Source organism: Streptomyces sp. NPDC026301, from assembly GCF_055567935.1.
Window position 1 is genome coordinate 22,786 of sequence record NZ_JBVHPN010000032.1, and the last position, 15,918, is coordinate 38,703.

General features: G+C 72.8%; 16 protein-coding genes. 5 read left to right on the forward strand and 11 right to left on the reverse strand.

Going from position 1 to position 15,918, the window contains the following annotated elements; genetic code table 11:
- Window positions 1-30 precede the first annotated feature (30 nt).
- The 3 genes from ACZ4MH_RS33025 to pdhA are packed head-to-tail and all read right to left on the reverse strand — an operon-like array spanning window position 31 to window position 3,661.
- Window positions 31-1,431: a dihydrolipoamide acetyltransferase family protein gene (locus tag ACZ4MH_RS33025; protein WP_351586792.1), complete on the reverse strand. Its 1,401-nt coding sequence runs from the start codon at window positions 1,429-1,431 to the stop codon at window positions 31-33.
- Window positions 1,431-2,507: an alpha-ketoacid dehydrogenase subunit beta gene (locus tag ACZ4MH_RS33030; RefSeq protein ID WP_351586794.1), complete on the reverse strand. Its 1,077-nt coding sequence runs from the start codon at window positions 2,505-2,507 to the stop codon at window positions 1,431-1,433. Before ACZ4MH_RS33030 ends, ACZ4MH_RS33025 begins: the two co-directional genes overlap by 1 nt.
- The gene (gene pdhA / locus ACZ4MH_RS33035; protein WP_351586796.1) at window positions 2,504-3,661 is read right to left on the reverse strand and encodes a pyruvate dehydrogenase (acetyl-transferring) E1 component subunit alpha; all 1,158 of its coding nucleotides are present in this window, start codon (window positions 3,659-3,661) and stop codon (window positions 2,504-2,506) included. Before pdhA ends, ACZ4MH_RS33030 begins: the two co-directional genes overlap by 4 nt.
- 233 nt (window positions 3,662-3,894) lie before the next feature.
- Between pdhA and ACZ4MH_RS33040 the strand changes: the two genes are divergently transcribed.
- Entirely contained in the window at window positions 3,895-4,383 is a 489-nt protein-coding gene (locus ACZ4MH_RS33040; protein WP_031050119.1) for an Lrp/AsnC family transcriptional regulator, read from the forward strand.
- Between the two features lie 46 nt (window positions 4,384-4,429).
- Here the strand turns inward: ACZ4MH_RS33040 and ACZ4MH_RS33045 are convergent, their stop codons facing one another.
- Window positions 4,430-5,023 (reverse strand): TetR/AcrR family transcriptional regulator, encoded by a 594-nt coding sequence (locus ACZ4MH_RS33045; protein WP_351586798.1) that lies wholly within the window; start codon window positions 5,021-5,023, stop codon window positions 4,430-4,432.
- A 232-nt stretch (window positions 5,024-5,255) separates the two neighbouring features.
- On the opposite strand from ACZ4MH_RS33045, the gene paaN reads away from it, so the two are divergent.
- Window positions 5,256-6,953 carry a phenylacetic acid degradation protein PaaN gene (gene paaN, locus ACZ4MH_RS33050; RefSeq protein WP_351586800.1) on the forward strand — a complete coding sequence of 566 codons (1,698 nt, stop codon included), beginning with the start codon at window positions 5,256-5,258 and terminating at the stop codon, window positions 6,951-6,953.
- 43 nt (window positions 6,954-6,996) lie between these two features.
- Here paaN and ACZ4MH_RS33055 read toward each other — a convergent pair whose 3' ends face one another.
- The 3 genes from ACZ4MH_RS33055 to ACZ4MH_RS33065 form a co-directional block, all read right to left on the reverse strand.
- A complete protein-coding gene (locus tag ACZ4MH_RS33055) occupies window positions 6,997-7,668 on the reverse strand; it encodes a TrmH family RNA methyltransferase (RefSeq protein WP_351586917.1) in 672 nt (223 codons plus the stop codon).
- 68 nt (window positions 7,669-7,736) lie between these two features.
- Window positions 7,737-9,020 (reverse strand): HTTM domain-containing protein, encoded by a 1,284-nt coding sequence (locus tag ACZ4MH_RS33060; protein WP_351586919.1) that lies wholly within the window; start codon window positions 9,018-9,020, stop codon window positions 7,737-7,739.
- 161 nt (window positions 9,021-9,181) lie between these two features.
- Window positions 9,182-9,871, reverse strand: coding sequence for a DUF5819 family protein (locus ACZ4MH_RS33065; protein WP_351586802.1), 690 nt, complete (start codon window positions 9,869-9,871; stop codon window positions 9,182-9,184).
- A gap of 231 nt (window positions 9,872-10,102) precedes the next feature.
- On the opposite strand from ACZ4MH_RS33065, the gene ACZ4MH_RS33070 reads away from it, so the two are divergent.
- Entirely contained in the window at window positions 10,103-11,236 is a 1,134-nt protein-coding gene (locus ACZ4MH_RS33070) for an acyl-CoA dehydrogenase family protein (RefSeq protein ID WP_351586804.1), read from the forward strand.
- 86 nt (window positions 11,237-11,322) lie between these two features.
- Here ACZ4MH_RS33070 and ACZ4MH_RS33075 read toward each other — a convergent pair whose 3' ends face one another.
- From ACZ4MH_RS33075 to ACZ4MH_RS33085, 3 genes are all read right to left on the reverse strand, one after another.
- Window positions 11,323-11,667, reverse strand: a complete 345-nt coding sequence (locus ACZ4MH_RS33075) for a rhodanese-like domain-containing protein (RefSeq protein WP_351586806.1) — start codon at window positions 11,665-11,667, stop codon at window positions 11,323-11,325.
- Between the two features lie 65 nt (window positions 11,668-11,732).
- Window positions 11,733-12,605, reverse strand: coding sequence for a hypothetical protein (locus ACZ4MH_RS33080; protein WP_351586808.1), 873 nt, complete (start codon window positions 12,603-12,605; stop codon window positions 11,733-11,735).
- A gap of 21 nt (window positions 12,606-12,626) precedes the next feature.
- The gene (locus ACZ4MH_RS33085; RefSeq protein ID WP_351586810.1) at window positions 12,627-14,096 is read right to left on the reverse strand and encodes a DUF2252 domain-containing protein; all 1,470 of its coding nucleotides are present in this window, start codon (window positions 14,094-14,096) and stop codon (window positions 12,627-12,629) included.
- 139 nt (window positions 14,097-14,235) lie between these two features.
- Here ACZ4MH_RS33085 and ACZ4MH_RS33090 point away from each other — a divergent pair, with 139 nt between their 5' ends.
- Window positions 14,236-14,670, forward strand: a complete 435-nt coding sequence (locus ACZ4MH_RS33090; RefSeq protein ID WP_351586812.1) for a MarR family winged helix-turn-helix transcriptional regulator — start codon at window positions 14,236-14,238, stop codon at window positions 14,668-14,670.
- Window positions 14,671-14,701: 31 nt separating this feature from the next.
- On the opposite strand, the gene ACZ4MH_RS33095 is transcribed toward ACZ4MH_RS33090, so the two are convergent.
- Window positions 14,702-15,064: a winged helix-turn-helix transcriptional regulator gene (locus ACZ4MH_RS33095; protein ID WP_351586814.1), complete on the reverse strand. Its 363-nt coding sequence runs from the start codon at window positions 15,062-15,064 to the stop codon at window positions 14,702-14,704.
- Window positions 15,065-15,217: 153 nt separating this feature from the next.
- Between ACZ4MH_RS33095 and ACZ4MH_RS33100 the strand changes: the two genes are divergently transcribed.
- Window positions 15,218-15,868 (forward strand): FMN-dependent NADH-azoreductase, encoded by a 651-nt coding sequence (locus ACZ4MH_RS33100; RefSeq protein WP_351586816.1) that lies wholly within the window; start codon window positions 15,218-15,220, stop codon window positions 15,866-15,868.
- The last annotated feature ends 50 nt before the right edge of the window (window positions 15,869-15,918 follow it).

Here is a 15,918-nt window from a genome sequence, read left to right on the forward strand (position 1 = left end):
CCGTGCCTCCGCGTACGCGGCGCCCGCCGCTCACAGCCCCCGCAGCAAGATCGCCGGCTGTTCCACGCAGTCCGCCACGAAGCGCAGGAAGCCGCCCGCCGTGCCGCCGTCGCACACCCGGTGGTCGAAGGTGAGCGAGAGCTGTACGACCTGCCGTACGGCCAACTCCCCTTCGTGCACCCAGGGCTTGGCGGCTATCCGGCCGACGCCGAGCATCGCGGCCTCGGGGTGGTTGATGATCGGCGTGGAGCCGTCGACGCCGAAGACGCCGTAGTTGTTGAGGGTGAACGTGCCGTGCGTCAGCTCGGCGGGCGAGAGCCGGCCCGCACGGGCGGTCTCGGTGAGCCGCACCATCTCGGCGGAGAGCCCCTCGACCGTACGGGCGTGCGCGTCCCGCACGACCGGCACGACCAGGCCGCGGTCGGTCTGCGCCGCGAACCCCAGGTGCACCTCCGGCAGCCGGACGATCTCGCGCGCCGCCGTGTCGACGGTGGAGTTCAGCTCCGGATACCGCGCGAGGGCCGCCGTACAGATCCGGGCCAGCAGCGCGAGCAGCGACACCTTCTCGCCACCCCCCGCGTTCATGGCGCGGCGGACGGCCAGCAGCTCCGTCGCGTCCGCGTCCACCCAGCAGGTCGCGTCCGGGATCTCCCGGCGGCTGCGGGCGAACTTCTCCGCCGCGGCGCCCCGCATCCCCTTCAGCGGCACCCGCTCGGCCCCCTCCGGGGCCACGGCGCCGGTCCCGGCGGCAGCGGCCACCGCTCCGGCCCCGGCCTGCTTTCCGCCGCGCAGCGCGTGCTCGACGTCGGACCGCAGGATCAGCCCCTCCGGACCGCTCCCCCGCACCGTGCGCAGGTCCACGCCGTGCTCCCGCGCCAGCCGCCGCACCAGCGGCGAGATCACCGGCACGGGCGACGGCCCGCCGACGCCCTCCGGTATCTCCCGGCCCGTCGCCGTCTCGGGGACCACCGCCGTCTCCGGGGCCGTCGCCGCCTCGGGAACCGGCGTCCCCGTCGTCCCCGTCGGACCGCCCGCCCCGGTCGTACGGGCCGCGCCCGTCGGCCGTACGCGTCGCCGGCGCCCCGCCGGTGCGCTCGTGCCGTATCCGACCAGTACGTTCCCCGAGCCCTCGGCCTCTCCGGCGGGCTCGCCGTCCGTGGCGCGCTCGGTGCCGGCGTCCTGCGACGCCCCCACCGCCACCGTCACCAACGGGGCGCCGACCGGCAGTTCGTCGCCCTCTGTGCCCATCCGGGCGGTGACGACGCCGCCGTACGGGCACGGCACCTCGACCATCGCCTTGGCCGTCTCGACCTCCACGACCGGCTGGTCGACGGCGACGACCTCGCCCACCTCGACCAGCCAGCGCACGATGGTCGCCTCGGTCAGCCCCTCGCCCAGGTCGGGCAACGGGAACTCGCGTACCTCGGCCATCAGCTGCCACTCCCCTCGGTGCCGCCGCCCTCAGTACGGCCCTCGGTCCAGTCGGACTCCCACTGCAGGCGCGCCACGGCGTCCAGTACCCGGTCGACGCCCGGCAGGTGGTGCCGCTCCAGCATCGGCGGCGGATACGGGATGTCGAAGCCGGCCACCCGCAGCACGGGCGCCTCCAGGTGGTGGAAGCAGCGCTCGGTGATCCGGGCGGCGATCTCCCCTCCGGGACCGCCGAAACCGGTGGACTCGTGGACGACGACCGCGCGCCCCGTGCGCCGCACCGAAGCGCACACCGTCTCGTCGTCGAACGGCACCAGGGAGCGCAGGTCCAGCACCTCCAGGTCCCAGCCCTCCTCGCGGGCCGCCTCGGCCGCCTCCAGGCACACCGGCAGCGACGGCCCGTACGTGAGCAGCGTGGCGCTGCTCCCGGGGCGGCGGATCTCCGCGCGGCCGATGGGCGCGACGGGCGCCGGGTCGTCGGGGGACCAGTCGGCCTTGGACCAGTACAGCCGCTTGGGCTCCAGGAAGACCACCGGGTCGTCGGAGGCGATCGCCGCCCGCAGCATCCCGTACGCGTCGGCGACGGTCGCCGGGGCGAGCACCTGGAGGCCGGGCGTGGCCATGTAGTACGCCTCGGAGGAGTCGCTGTGGTGCTCGACGCCGCCGATCCCGCCGCCGTACGGGATGCGGATCGTCAGCGGCATCGGGAGCGCGCCCCGCGTCCTGTTCCGCATCCGCGCCACATGGCTGACGAGTTGCTCGAACGCGGGGTAGGCGAATGCGTCGAACTGCATCTCCACCACGGGCCGCAGGCCGTACATCGCCATGCCGACCGCCGTGCCGAGGATGCCGGCCTCGGCGAGCGGGGTGTCCGTGCAGCGGTCCTCGCCGAACTCCTTGGCGAGGCCGTCGGTGATCCGGAAGACGCCACCGAGCTGCCCGACGTCCTCGCCCATCACATGGACGGTGGGGTCCTCGGCCATGGCGTCGCGCAGCGCTCTGGTGAGGGCCTGCGCCATCGTGGCCGGCTTGCGCCCGGTCGCGGTCGTGCTTCCGGCGGCGACTGCGGTGCTCATCGGTGCTCCCCTTCCGCTGCGATCTCGGCCCGCAACAGGTCCGCCTGCTCGCGCAGTTGGCCGGTCGGCGCGGCGTAGACGTGGTCGAAGAGATCCATCGGGTCCAGCACCGGGTCCGCGTTCATCCGCGCGCGCAGCGCGCCGGCCATCTCCTCCGCCGCGTCCTTCGTGGCGCTCACGTACGCGGGCGTCAGCAGGTCCCGCTCCGCCAGCTCGCGCTCCAGCAGGGCTATCGGGTCGTGGCCGCGCCAGGTCTCGACCTCGGCGTCGCTGCGGTAGCGGGTGGCGTCGTCGGCGTTGGTGTGCGCCTCCATGCGGTACGTCACGGCCTCGACCAGCGTGGGGCCGCCGCCGCGGCGCGCTCGCGCCACCGCCTCGCCGAGCACTTCGTGGAGCGCGGGCGCGTCGTTCCCGTCGACCAGCCGCCCGGGCATGCCGTACCCCACCGCCTTGTGGGCGAGCGAAGGGGCGGCCGTCTGCTTGGCGAGCGGCACGGAGATCGCGAAGCCGTTGTTCTGGACCAGGAAGACGACGGGCGCCTGCCATACGGCCGCGAAGTTCAGCGCCTCGTGGAAGTCGCCCTCGCTCGTGCCGCCGTCGCCGACCATGGCGAGCGCGACGACGTCGTCGCCCTTGAGGCGGGCGGCGTGCGCGAGGCCCACCGCGTGCGGCAGCTGGGTGGCGAGCGGGGTGCACAGCGGCGCCACGCGGTGCTCCCGCGGGTCGTACCCCGTGTGCCAGTCGCCGCGCAGCAGGGTGAGCGCCTGTACGGGGTCCAGGCCGCGGGCGACGGCGGCGAGGGTGTCGCGGTAACTGGGGAAGAGCCAGTCGCGCTCCTCCAGGACGAGCGCGGCGGCCACCTCGCACGCCTCCTGGCCGGTGGAGGAGGGGTAGACGGCGAGCCGGCCCTGACGGGTGAGGGCGGTGGCCTGGGTGTTGTACCGGCGGCCGCTGACCAGCTGCTCGTACAGCCGCTTCAGCAGGCCGTCGTCCAGCTCGCGCGCCGCGTCCGTACCGAGCAGGCGGTACGGCTCCTCGTCGGGCAGGAGGGGCCCGGGGTCGACGCGGGGCCGCCAAGCGGGCGGCGGGGCCGGGCGGTCGCCGGTCGCGGTGCTGCCGTGCCTGCTGCTGCCGGGCTGCTCTAGGACCGTCATGAGGGGCACCTCCTCGGTGGGAAGGGGTGGCGCTGTGCGCCGCGTACGGGGTGGTTACGGGCGGCTGAAGGGAAAACTGCGGGTGCGAGGGACCGGCCGGTGGGTCGGACCCCTCCCTACCGATTGTTCGGTTGCCGACACATTTTGGCTACAGGCGGGCCGAGCCTGTGGACAATCGGTTCTCCACAGCCTGGAATGGAGTCAGGACGTCCAAGAAGGGGAGACGGGACGGCATGCCGGACGAACAGATGGTCAATCCCGCCGGACGACACCCCGTCCGCCCACTGGACGCCGTCGACCGCGACATCCTGCGCATGCTGCAGACCGACGGCCGGGCGTCGATACGGTCCGTGGCCGACCGCGTGCACATCTCGCGGGCCAACGCGTACGCCCGGATAAACCGCCTGCTGGACGACGGCGTCATCCGCGGTTTCAGCGCCCGGGTGGACCAGGAGCGGGCGGGTCAGGGCGCGTCGGCGTACATCACGCTGAAGATCGTGCAGAACTCCTGGCGCACGGTGCGCGAAGCGCTCCAGGCGCTCCCGGGCGCCGCACACATCGCCCTGGTCAGCGGGGATTTCGACGTCCTACTGCTGGTCCACACGAAGGACAACAGGGCGCTGCGGGAGCTCGTCCTCACCCGCATCCAGTCGATACCGGAAGTACTGAGCACCCGGACCCTGCTGGTCTTCGAGGAGACCGACCTCGAACCGGAGGGGTGAGCCTTACGGCCCGTGTCGTGCGGGCCCCGGGTTCGGCGCCCCGGCTTCAGGCTTCGTTGCGCAGGCCCGCGAACGCCGTGAGGACCACCGCGTCGGCCACTTCCTCGGTACTCGCCGAGCCGCCGCGGCCCGGCCGGTACCACTCCACGATCGAGTTGATCATGCCGAAGAGCAGCCTCGTCGCCAGCCGGATGTCGGCGTCCGGGCGCAGGTCGCCCTCGGCGGCCGCCGCCTTCAGCAGCTCGGCGACCTCGTTGTCGAAGTCGCGGCGGCGCTCCATGGCCCACCGCTCGGTGTCGGTGTTGCCCCGCACCCGCAGCAGCAGCGTCACGTACGGCAGCTCCGCGATCAGCACCTCGACCTCGCGCCGGGCCACGTACTCCAGCCGCTCGATCGCCCGCCCCTGGGTCGCGCCCGGCTCCTGGAGGACGCCGAAGAGGCCGTCCAGCGCCCTGCTTATCGCCCGCCGCAGCAGCTCTTCCTTGCTGCGCACGTGATGGTAAATGGAGGACTTGGAGATGCCGGCCGCCTTGGAGAGGTGCTCCATGGACGTGCCGTCGTAACCGCGCTCGTTGAACACCTCGACGGCGACCGCGAGCAGCGAATCGGGCGTATAGGTGTCGCGCTTGGCCATGGTCATGATTACAGCAGCTTTCCGGACGGGGCCGCACAGCGGACCAGGGAGCGGGACGGGACCGGCGCCGGCGGACGCGGAGCGGGCTCCCGCCCCACGCGTCCCGCCGTGACGACCGGCGCTCCGACGGAGTTTTCCACAGGCTTTCCGGGGCCCCCTTGCCCCGACCGATCGTTCGGTTACTCTAGCTCCGATGCCCGTCCGCTCCCAGCCCTGATCGACGAGGAGTTGGTCCCCGATGGCCGCCGACCCGACCACCACGCAGTTGATCGAGAAGCACCTCTCCACGCTCGACCAGGCGCTGGAGACCATCCGCAGCCGTGCGTACTGGTCCCCGCACGCGGAGCACCCCAAGGCGTACGGCGAGGACGCCGCGCCCGAGGGCAAGGCCGCCTTCGAGGCCCTCCGCGGCACCCGCTTCGAGCTGGACCAGCCCGGCACCGACGGCTGGACCGGCGAGGAGATCTCGCCGTACGGCATCGAGCTGGGCATCACCTATCCGCACCCGGACCCCGATGTCTTGCTGCCGGTCATGCGCGCGGCGATCCCCGCCTGGCGGGACGCGGGGCCCGAGGCCCGCGCCGCGGTCTGCCTGGAGATCCTCTCCCGGATCAACGCCCGCACCCACGAGTTCGCGCACGCGGTGATGCACACCAGCGGGCAGGCGTTCATGATGGCGTTCCAGGCCGGCGGGCCGCACGCCCAGGACCGCGGCCTGGAGGCGGTGGCGTACGCCTACGCGGAGCAGACCCGCACGCCCGGCGAGGCCCCCTGGTCCAAGCCGCAGGGCAAGCGCGACCCGCTGGAGCTCAGCAAGACCTTCCAGGCCGTCCCGCGCGGCGTCGCCCTGATGATCGGCTGCAACACCTTCCCCACGTGGAACGGCTATCCGGGCCTCTTCGCCTCCCTGGCCACCGGCAATCCCGTGCTGGTCAAGCCGCACCCGCGGGCCGTCCTGCCGCTCGCCCTCACCGTCCGCGTCGCGCGCGAGGTGCTCACCGAGGCCGGCTTCGACCCGAATCTGGTCGCGCTCGCCGTGGACCGCCCCGACGAGGGCCTCGCCAAGATCCTCGCGCTCCGCCCCGAGGTGCGCATCATCGACTACACGGGCTCCACCGCGTTCGGCGACTGGCTGGAGGAGAACGCCCGCCAGGCGCAGGTGTACACCGAAAAGGCCGGCGTCAACACCGTCGTCATCGACTCGACGGACGACTACAAGGGCATGCTGGGCAACCTGGCGTTCTCGCTGTCCCTCTACAGCGGCCAGATGTGCACCACCCCGCAGAACCTCCTCATCCCCCGGGACGGCATCAGCACGGACGCCGGCCCGAAGACGTACGACGAGGTGGTCGCCGACCTCGCGGGCGCCGTCCAGGGCCTGCTCGGCGACGACGCCCGGGCCAACGCCCTGCTGGGCGCGATCGTGAACCCGCAGGTGGCCGGGCGTATAACGGCGGCTCCCGAGCTCGGCGAGGTCGCGCTGGCCTCCCGCGAGGTGACCCACCCCGACTTCCCCGGCGCCACGGTCCGTACGCCCGTGATGGTCAAGGCCGACGGCGAGCGGAAGCGGTGGGAGGGGGCGGACGCGGAGCCGCCCTTCCTGTCGGAGCGCTTCGGGCCGGTCTCCTTCGCCGTCGCCGTGGACTCCGCACCGGAGGCGGTGGAGCTGCTGCGCCGCACGCTGCGCGACAAGGGCGCGATGACCGTCGGCGCGTACACCACCTCGCCGGAGGTGGAGCGCCTGGTCGAGGACGCCTGCCTGGAGGAGTGCGCCCAGCTCTCGCTGAACCTCACGGGCGGGGTGTACGTCAACCAGACCGCGGCGTTCTCCGACTTCCACGGCTCCGGCGGCAATCCCGCGGCGAACGCGGCGCTGTGCGACGCGGCGTTCGTGGCCAACCGGTTCCGGACGGTGGAGGTGCGTCGCCAGGCGTGATCAGGCCCTGGGCCACACCCGAGGCTGGTCGGTAAGGCCCGTTCTAGGCGGGCGGCTCGATGTGGGCGTGGCGGCCGATCCAGGCGTGCATGGCGATGGCGGCGGCCGCCCCCGCGTTGATCGAGCGGGTCGAGCCGAACTGCGCGATCGAGCAGACCATCGAGGCGTGCGCCCGGGCCTCCTCGGTCAGCCCCGGCCCCTCCTGGCCGAAGAGCAGCACGCACCGCCGCGGCAGTTCCGTGGTCTCCAGCGGGACGGCGCCGGGGAGGTTGTCGATCCCGATGATCGGCAGCTCCTCGGCGGCCGCCCAGGCGGTGAGGTCCTCGGTGCCGGGGTGATGGCGCACGTGCTGGTAGCGGTCGGTCACCATCGCGCCGCGCCGGTTCCAGCGCCGCCGGCCGACGATGTGGATCTCCTTGGCCAGGAAGGCGTTGGCCGTGCGGACGACCGAGCCGATGTTGAAGTCGTGGCCCCAGTTCTCCACGGCCACGTGGAAGTCGTGGCGGCGGGTGTCCAGGTCGGCGACGATCGCCTCGCGCGTCCAGTAGCGGTAGTGGTCGACGACGTTGCGCCGGTCACCGTGCGCGAGCAGCTCGGGGTCGTACCGCTCGTCCTGCGGCCAGGGCTCCGGGTGCGGCCCCACGCCGACCACGGTCGCGAAGCCCTCGTCGTACTGGACGGGCTCGGCCGGCCGTGCGGACTCGTCGGGGAGGATCGTCGCCGGGCCGGTGGTGCGGCGGCCGGTGGTGTCCGTACCGCTGCCGGGGGCGGTTTTCTCGCTGCTCACCCCACGAGCGTATGGCCACCGCCGGACTCCCGCGTACGAGCCCCCGGCCCACCTGCCGGTTTCCCCTCGTCCCCCGGCCCGTCGGCCGACTTCTCCGCGTCCCCCGGCCTGCCGGCCGACTTCTCCGCGTCCGCCGCCGCTCCGGCAGCTCCGCCGGACGCGGGCCGCGCCGCGCCGCCCGGGAGCAGCCGGTCGCGTACCGCCGCCACCCGGCCACCGAGCCACCGCAGGAAGTTCGTCGGCAGGAAGACCGCGTCCGCCGTCACCATCGCGAGCGAGAAGAACGGCAGCCCGAGCAGCACGGCGATGGACAGGTGCTCCATGATCATCGCCACCAGCAGGACGTTCTTCACGCGCCGGTTGAAGACCGTGAAGGGGAAGGCGACCTGCACGATCACCGTGCCGTAGGTGGCCAGCATGATCAGCAGCCCGCTGCCCGCGAGCAGCCCCGACAGCTCGGGCCACGGCGAGAAGTAGTCCAGGTGCATCGGGTAGAAGACGGCGGTGCCGTCCTGCCAGCGGTTGCCCTGGATCTTGTACCAGCCGGCCGTGGCATAGATCAGGCAGACCTCGACCATGATGACCAGCAGCGCGCCGTTGTGCGCGAGGTCGGCGAGGGTGTTGAGGACCGTACGCGGCTCTCCCGGCGCGTAGCGCCGCGCCCACCACCACGCGCCGTGCGCCAGCCACAGCGCCCACAGCGCCAGGCCCCAGCCCACGTGCGGGAACGGCCCGTTGGCCGTCCACTCCAGCCCGTACAGCCCGAGCAGCTGGGCGAGGGCGAGGACCAATCCGAGGACGGACCACAGGAGTACGCCGGTCACGTCCCGGCCCGGCGCCCCGTCGGCGCCGGCCGCCGCCGCCCTCCGCGCGCGCCGGGCGTCCAGCGACCAGACCTGCCCGCAGCGGGTCAGGACCAGGTACATCGACATCAGGTGGATGACGTTGTCGCCACCGTCCCCGAGGAAGACGCTGCGGTTCTGCAGCGACAGCACGCCGATCATGAACAGCACGGACATGGTGCGGGTGCGCCAGCCGAGCATCAGCAGCGCGCTGGAGACGATGGCCAGCGCGTACACGAGCTCGAACCAGCCGCGGCCGTCGGACCAGACCAGGACGGAGAACGCGCCGTTGCTCCCGAGAAGCCGACGGGCCATGTCCAGGCTCCAGACGCCGTCCGGACCGTACAGCTCGTGGCGGTTCGGCCACTCGCGCAGCAGGAAGAACAGCCAGGTCGCGGCGAAGCCGATGCGGATCACGGCGGTCTGGTACGGAGCCATCGGACCGGCCGTGACGCGGGCGAAGCCGCGGCCGATCACGCGCTCTATCCAGGTGTCCCGCACGACGTAGTCCTGCGCTTCGGCGTCCTGTACGCCGGAGCCGCCGGTGTCCGTCGCGTGCGTCGGCTCCGTCGAACTCCGGTGCTCCGTGGGGTGCGTGGTCACTTGTTGCTCGCCCCCTCGGGCACGTCGTCGACGGTGACCGGCCACCAGGGCAGCACCCGGTACACGGGCTTGTCGCTGATCTTCTCGCCGCTCCACGGCGGCGTCCCGACAGGAGTCGTCACCGAGCGGAACTCCATCCGGTCGACCGTGCCGCCGTGCGCCGTCCACACCGCGCCGAGGCGGCCCATCGCGATCCGCCGCAGATAGCGTTCGGTCAGCTCACCGCGGGTGCCGTTCGGGCGGTTCTGCGCGTCGTGCGAGCCGACGAACGACTCCCAGCCGCGGCGCAGTTCGTTCTGCTGCGTGTGGCTGGGGAAGAGGTTGTGGTGGATGGCCCGGCCGTCGAGCGCGGTCAGGTCGGTCCACCCGGTCGTACGGGCACTGCCGCCGTCCCCGGGGCGTATCTCCGCCCGTACTTGTACGGAGATGTTCTGCTGCAGCGGATTGGGCGCGAACAGCTTCCAGTTCTGCTCGTACTCCGGATAGACGTAGTCGCTGACCGCGGCGCCGTGCGCCTTGGTGACCGTGTTGGACGGGGCGACATGCAGGAACATCATCGCGAGGTGGACCAGGGCGGCGACCGCGATGCCGCCCGCCGCGGTCGCCACCACGATCCGCGAGGGCAGGGAGAGCGCGGTGCCGGGTGGCGCCTGTGGTGGTCGCGTTTCCTCCGCGTATGACTGCATTCCTGCCCCGTTCCCCGGTCCTGTGCGGCTCCATCCCGCCACGGAACCGTACCCAGGCCACGTGCGCGGCGACAGCGATCCTCCAGTTGTGCACAGCCTCGCCACCTTCCCGACCGCCGCCCGCACCCGCTGGACCGCCCTCGCCGCACCTCGGCCGTCCGCCGCCATTCCCAATTCCTGCAACCTGTTCTACCTTGCAGGCCCCCAACGGTGCGTGCGGAAGGACAGCCAGTGGACTTCACCTTCACAGAGGAACAGCAGGCGGCCGCCGAGGCGGCCGGGGCCGTCTTCTCCCGGGTCGCCCCCGACGCCGTCCCGTCACCCGCCCTCACCAGCGGAGCCGTCGCCGACGACATCGACCGCGGCCTGTGGCGCACGCTGGCCGACGCCGACCTGCTCAGCCTGGTGATCGAGCCCGCGTACGGCGGCGCTGGACTCGACCCCGTCGCGCTCTGTCTCGTCCTGCGCGAAGCCGCCAAGGTCCTCGCCCGCGTACCGCTGCTGGAGGCCGGCGCCGCCGCACTCACCCTGCAGACCTACGCCGACCCCGGCCTGCGCGCGGAGACGCTGCCCCGCATCGGCCGCGGCGAGCTGATCGTCACCGTCGCCACCGCCGGACGCACCGGGCACGAACCGGCCGAACTGGCCGTCGAGGCACACGAGGAGGACGCGCACTGGACCCTGGACGGCACCCACAGCGCCGTGCCCTGGGCGTACAGCGCGGACCGCCTCCTCCTCCCCGCGCACACCCGCGACGGCAGCGCCGTCCTCGCCCTCGTCCCCCGCGGCCACCCCGGCGTCACCCTCGCCGAGCAGCTCTCCACCAACGGAGAGCGGTACGCCGAGGTCCGTCTGGACGCCGTACGGCTCACCGCCCGCGAGATGATCACCGACCCCGCCGCCTGGGAACGGCTGCGGCAGCTCCTCACCGTCGGCACCTGCGCCCAGGCCCTCGGGCTCGGCGAGCGCGTGCTCGCCATGACCGCCGAATACACCGGCACCCGCGAACAGTTCGGGCACCCGGTCGCCACGTTCCAGGCCGTCGCCGTGCAGGCCGCCGACCGGTACATCGACCTGCGGGCCATGGAAGCCACCCTGTGGCAGGCCGCCTGGCGCATCGGCACCGGCGCACCCGGCGCCCTGCCCCCGGCCGGGGACGTCGCCGTGGCCAAGATCTGGGCCGCGGAGGGCGTACGACGCGTCGTACAGACCGCGCAGCACCTCCACGGCGGCTTCGGCGCCGACACCGACTACCCGCTGCACCGCTACCACGCCTGGGCCAAGCAACTGGAACTCGCGCTCGGCCCGGCCCCGGCCCACGAGGAGGCGCTGGGGGAGCTGTTGGCGGCTCATCCGCTGGGGTGAGCGGGCGCTGCCACAACGCGGCGGCGCCCCGCTTCACGTTTCACGTGAAACAGAGCGCCGCCGTGCGAAAGACCTTCGGCCGAGGGTCAGATGACCGCGCCCGGCGCGCCCTGATCGGTGACCACGGGACGCCCGGTGGCCTCCCACGCCTGCATGCCGCCCTCGACATTCACCGCGTCGAGGCCCTGCTGGACCAGGTACTGGGTGACCTGCGCAGAGCGGCCGCCGACCCGGCACAGCACGTACACCTTGCCGCTCTCGGGCGCCTTCTCCGTCAGCTCGCCGTAGCGCGCGACGAAATCACTCATCGGGATGTGCAGGGCGCCCTCGGCGTGCCCGGCCTCCCACTCGTCGTCCTCACGCACGTCCAGCAGGAAATCCGCCGGCGTGAGCGCATCGACACCGACCGTGGGCACAGAACCAAAATGCATGGCCCCGACGCTACCCGACCGGACTCCCCGCACGCCGCCCGCGCCGCAGCTTCGCCAGCAGCCCGCTACCCCACCAGCTGGGCCAGCCGCTCCTCGCGCTCCGCCACGTCGGCCAGCAGCTTCTCGGCGATCTGCGCCAGCAGCGCGTCCGGGTCCTCCGGCGCCATCTTGAGCATTTGGCCGATCGCGCTCTCCTCCAGCTCCGCGGCGACCGCCGTCAGCATCTCCTTGCGCGTGGCCAGCCACTCCAGCCGCGCGTAGAGCTCCTCGCTCTCGCTCAGCTGCCGCTCCTGCGGCACCGGACCGGCCTCCCACTCCGCCGCCAGCTCCCGCAGCGCCGCCTCGTCACCGACCGCGTAGGCGGCGTTGACCCGCGAGATGAACGCGTCCCGGCGCTCCCGCTCCGCCTCGTCCCGCGCCAGATCCGGATGCGCCTTGCGCACCAGGTCCCGGAACACCTTGCGGGCCTCCTCGCTCGGCCGCACCTTCTGCGGCGGGCGCACCGGCTGGTCCGTGAGCATGGCCTGCGCCTCGGGCCACAGCCCCTCGGAGCCCATCCAGCCGTGGAACAGCTCCTCCACACCCGGCATCGGCAGCACGGCCGCGCGGAGCTCCTGCGCCCTGCGCGCGTCCTCCGGATCGCCCGACCGTGCCGCGACGGCCTCCGCGATCTGCGCGTCCAGCTCGTCCAGCCGCGAGTACATCGGCCCGAGCCGCTGGTGGTGCAGGCGCGAGAAGTTCTCCACCTCCACCCGGAAGGTCTCCACCGCGATCTCGAACTCGATCAGTGCCTGCTCGGCCGCCCGCACGGCCTGCGCCAGCCGGGCGGTGCCGCCCGCTGCCCGCCCTTCGGAGCCGCCGGCGGCCGGTTCCTCCGGGCCCGCGCCTCCTGCGGCTTCCTGGCCGTCCTGCCCGTTCTGCGCTTGCGAGTTCGTCACGCGGCCACCCTACGGCCCGGCTCACACTCCCGACTCTGCGGCCAGCCGCCCGTTGCGCACCGCCGCGACCAGCTCCTCGTGATCGGCCTCCGTACGGTCCGCGTACGCCACCGCGAACGAAGCGAGCGCCTCGTCCAGCTCCTCGTTCTTGCCGCAGTACCCGGCGACCAGCCGCGGGTCGGCACTGTGCGCATGGGCCCTGGCCAGCAGCGCACCGGTCATCCGCGCGTAGTCGTCCAGCTGGTCCGCCGGCAGCGCCGCCGGGTCCACGCTGCCCTTGCGGTTACGGAACTGCCGCACCTGGACGGGCAGCCCCTCGCGGCGCCCGTCCGCCGCGGCCTCCGCGCCGCACACCGTCGTCCACCCCAGCAGCATGTCGCTCACGACCTGCATCCGCTTCTGGCCCAGCACCACCCGGCGCGCCTCGTGCTCCACGGGCAGCACCTCGAACCCGGCCTTCTGCACGTACGGCGCGAGCGCGGAGGCGCGTGCCTCCTTCACCTGCAGCACCAGCGGCTCGCCCCGGTGATCCAGCAGCAGGACGACGTACGAGCGCAGGCCCACGCTGCCCGTCCCGACGACGCGGAAGGCCACGTCGTGCACCGCGTACCGGGACAGCAGCGGCAGACGGTCGTCGGGCAGCGTCCGCAGGTACCCGGCGAGCGCCGACACCACCGCGGCGGCCTCCGCGTCCGGCACCCGCCGCAGTACGGGCGGCGCGTCGACGAACCGCCGCCGGGCCCCGGCACGCCCGCCGCTCGGCGCTGTGCCGCCGGCACCGTCGTCCGGTACCGCCTCGGTCGACTTCGCGGCGAAGCGCGCGCTGGTGTTCTTGCGCGCCTTGGCCATCACGCGCTCCAGCGTGCCCACCAGGTCCCGCGCGTCGGCGTGCGAGACCAGGTCCTCGTCCACGATGGCGTTCCACGCGTCCACCGCGGGCATCCCGGCGAGCAGCCGCATCGTGCGGCGGTACGCGCCCGCCGCGTCCCGCGCCGCGTCCCGGCAGGTGTCCTCGCCGGCGCCCGCCTCGCGGCCCGCCAGGACGAGCGAGGCCGCGAGCCGTTTGAGGTCCCACTCCCACGGCCCCCGCAGCGTCTCGTCGAAGTCGTTCAGGTCGATGACGAGCCGGCCGCGGGCGTCGGCGTACAGGCCGAAGTTCGCGGCGTGCGCGTCACCGCAGATCTGGGCCGCGATGCCGGTGACGGGCGTGGTCATCAGGTCGTACGCCATCAGTCCGGCCGAGCCGCGCAGGAAGGCGAACGGCGAGGCCGCCATCCGGCCGACCCGTATCGGGACGAGCTCCGCCAGCCGGCCGGCGTTGGACTCCTCCACCGCCTCCACGGCGCCGGGGCGGCCTGCCCCGAGGGCCAGCTCGCTGTGCGCGGACCGCGGAACCGTCTCGCGCAGCGCCTTGCCGGCGGCCTTCGGCCCCGGCCCGTCGTCGCCACGCCGCGCAAAACCGCTGACATACGGAAGCCGCACTGTGTCCATCAGAGGGTTCCCTTCGGTCGGGCCGGTGCCTCTGGAGGGACCGAGGCGGGTGACCACCATCCCACTCACCCCCGCCCTCCCTGCGGAAAGCGCCACACTTAGGTTGTACTATGCAACGACCAGGAGAAAGGCAAAGACCGTGACTCAGCGAGACAACTCCGTCGGAATCATCCAGCAGGAGCTGACGGCGTTCGCGCGTCGCGCCCGCGCCACCGCGGCCCGGATGCACCCCGAGCTCTCGCTCGTCTCGTACACCCTGCTCGCCCATCTGGAGGACCAGAAGGGCTGCCGCGCCACCGATCTCGCCGCACACTACCTGCTGGACAAATCCACGGTCAGCCGGCAGATCTCCGCGCTGGAGAGGCTGGGATTCGTCGAGCGCCGCGTCGATCCGGACGACCACCGCGTACAGGTACTGCACCCCACCGAGCTCGGCGCGCAGGTGCTCGCCAGCGCCGGCGCGCAGCGCCGCCAGGCGTTCACCGAGCGGCTCGCCGACTGGGACGACGCGGACCTGGAGCGCTTCGCCTCGTACCTGCTGCGCTACAACGAAGCACAGCAGCAGCTCGGCTGACCCCAGCGGCTCACAAGGAAGCGGCTCAGCCTCAGTCCCGGAACCGCTCCGGGCACTGCCCCCCGTCCGCCAGATACGTCTCCGCCCAGCGCGCGAGCTCCTTGAGCGCCGGCTCCAGCGCGAGTCCGGCCCGGGAGAGCCGGTACGCCACGCGCAGCGGCGGGCCCGCGTCGACCTCGCGGACCACCAGGCCCGCCGAGCCCAGCTCCATGAGCCGGTCGGAGAGCATCCGCTCGCTGATGCCCGGGATCGCCCGCCGCAGGTCGGCGAAGTGCACCGGACCCGACAGCAGCGTCGCCACGATCAGCCCGGTCCAGCGCTTCCCGAGCAGGCCGAAAACGCGCGTCATGCCGCTGTCGACCTGCCTGCATGCCTCTCCGCCGTGATCCGCCATGGCACCAGAGTACTGCTTTCCCGTAGGGAGCTGCAAAAAAGTAAGCGACTGTGGTATCCATAGGTACATACGGTTTTCCACCTGCCGAGGCAGGGACGCCGGCCACCGGCCCCGCCCCTACCTGCGCACCCTTAACAGGACCAGGAGCTCACCATGGCCACGCTGCTGCTCATCGATTCGTCCGTCTCGCCCGAGGGCGTCTCCGCCTCCCGTGCCGTGACCGCCGCCTTCCGCACGACCTGGGAGGAGCAGCACCCCGGCGGCACGGTCATCCACCGCGACCTCGCGGCCGAGCCGCTGCCGCACCTCGACGGCGTCGCCGCCTCGGCCGGCTTCAGCGACCCCGCCACGCACACCCCGGAGCAGCAGGCCGCCTACGCGCTGCGCACGAAGCTCGCCGAGGAGATCGAGCAGGCGGACGCGATCGTGATCGCCGCGCCGATGTACAACTTCACGATCCCCTCGACCCTGAAGGCGTGGCTGGACCAGGCGATCATCATGGGCCGCACGGCCGGCGCGGAGCCGTCCGCCAAGGGCACCCCCGCGGTCGTCGTCGCCAGCCGCGGCGGCAGCTACGCGCCGGGCACCCCGCGCGAGGACTTCGAGTACGTGCAGAACTACCTGGAGTCCGTGCTCAACGGGGCGTTCGGCTTCGAGGTGGACTTCATCGTGCCCGAGCTGACGATGGCGCCGTCCAACCCGGCGATGGCCGAGCTGATCCCGCTCTTCGAGGCGTCCCGCGAGAAGGCCCAGCAGGAGGCGGCCACCAAGGCGAAGGAGCTGGCGGAGCGCGTGACCGCCTGAGCAGGACCGCACCTTACGGCGGCGGGTGTGAGGTACGCCTCACACCCGCC

Excerpts from the sequence above, each read along its gene's own strand:
- ACZ4MH_RS33025 (WP_351586792.1), bottom strand. The coding sequence starts at position 1,431 with ATGGCCGAGGTACGCGAGTTCCCGTTGCCCGACCTGGGCGAGGGGCTG.
- ACZ4MH_RS33030 (WP_351586794.1), bottom strand. The coding sequence starts at position 2,507 with ATGAGCACCGCAGTCGCCGCCGGAAGCACGACCGCGACCGGGCGCAAG.
- pdhA (WP_351586796.1), bottom strand. The coding sequence starts at position 3,661 with ATGACGGTCCTAGAGCAGCCCGGCAGCAGCAGGCACGGCAGCACCGCG.
- ACZ4MH_RS33040 (WP_031050119.1), top strand. The coding sequence starts at position 3,895 with ATGCCGGACGAACAGATGGTCAATCCCGCCGGACGACACCCCGTCCGC.
- ACZ4MH_RS33045 (WP_351586798.1), bottom strand. The coding sequence starts at position 5,023 with ATGACCATGGCCAAGCGCGACACCTATACGCCCGATTCGCTGCTCGCG.
- paaN (WP_351586800.1), top strand. The coding sequence starts at position 5,256 with ATGGCCGCCGACCCGACCACCACGCAGTTGATCGAGAAGCACCTCTCC.
- ACZ4MH_RS33060 (WP_351586919.1), bottom strand. The coding sequence starts at position 9,020 with ATGGCTCCGTACCAGACCGCCGTGATCCGCATCGGCTTCGCCGCGACC.
- ACZ4MH_RS33065 (WP_351586802.1), bottom strand. The coding sequence starts at position 9,871 with ATGCAGTCATACGCGGAGGAAACGCGACCACCACAGGCGCCACCCGGC.
- ACZ4MH_RS33075 (WP_351586806.1), bottom strand. The coding sequence starts at position 11,667 with ATGCATTTTGGTTCTGTGCCCACGGTCGGTGTCGATGCGCTCACGCCG.
- ACZ4MH_RS33085 (WP_351586810.1), bottom strand. The coding sequence starts at position 14,096 with ATGGACACAGTGCGGCTTCCGTATGTCAGCGGTTTTGCGCGGCGTGGC.
- ACZ4MH_RS33095 (WP_351586814.1), bottom strand. The coding sequence starts at position 15,064 with ATGGCGGATCACGGCGGAGAGGCATGCAGGCAGGTCGACAGCGGCATG.
- ACZ4MH_RS33100 (WP_351586816.1), top strand. The coding sequence starts at position 15,218 with ATGGCCACGCTGCTGCTCATCGATTCGTCCGTCTCGCCCGAGGGCGTC.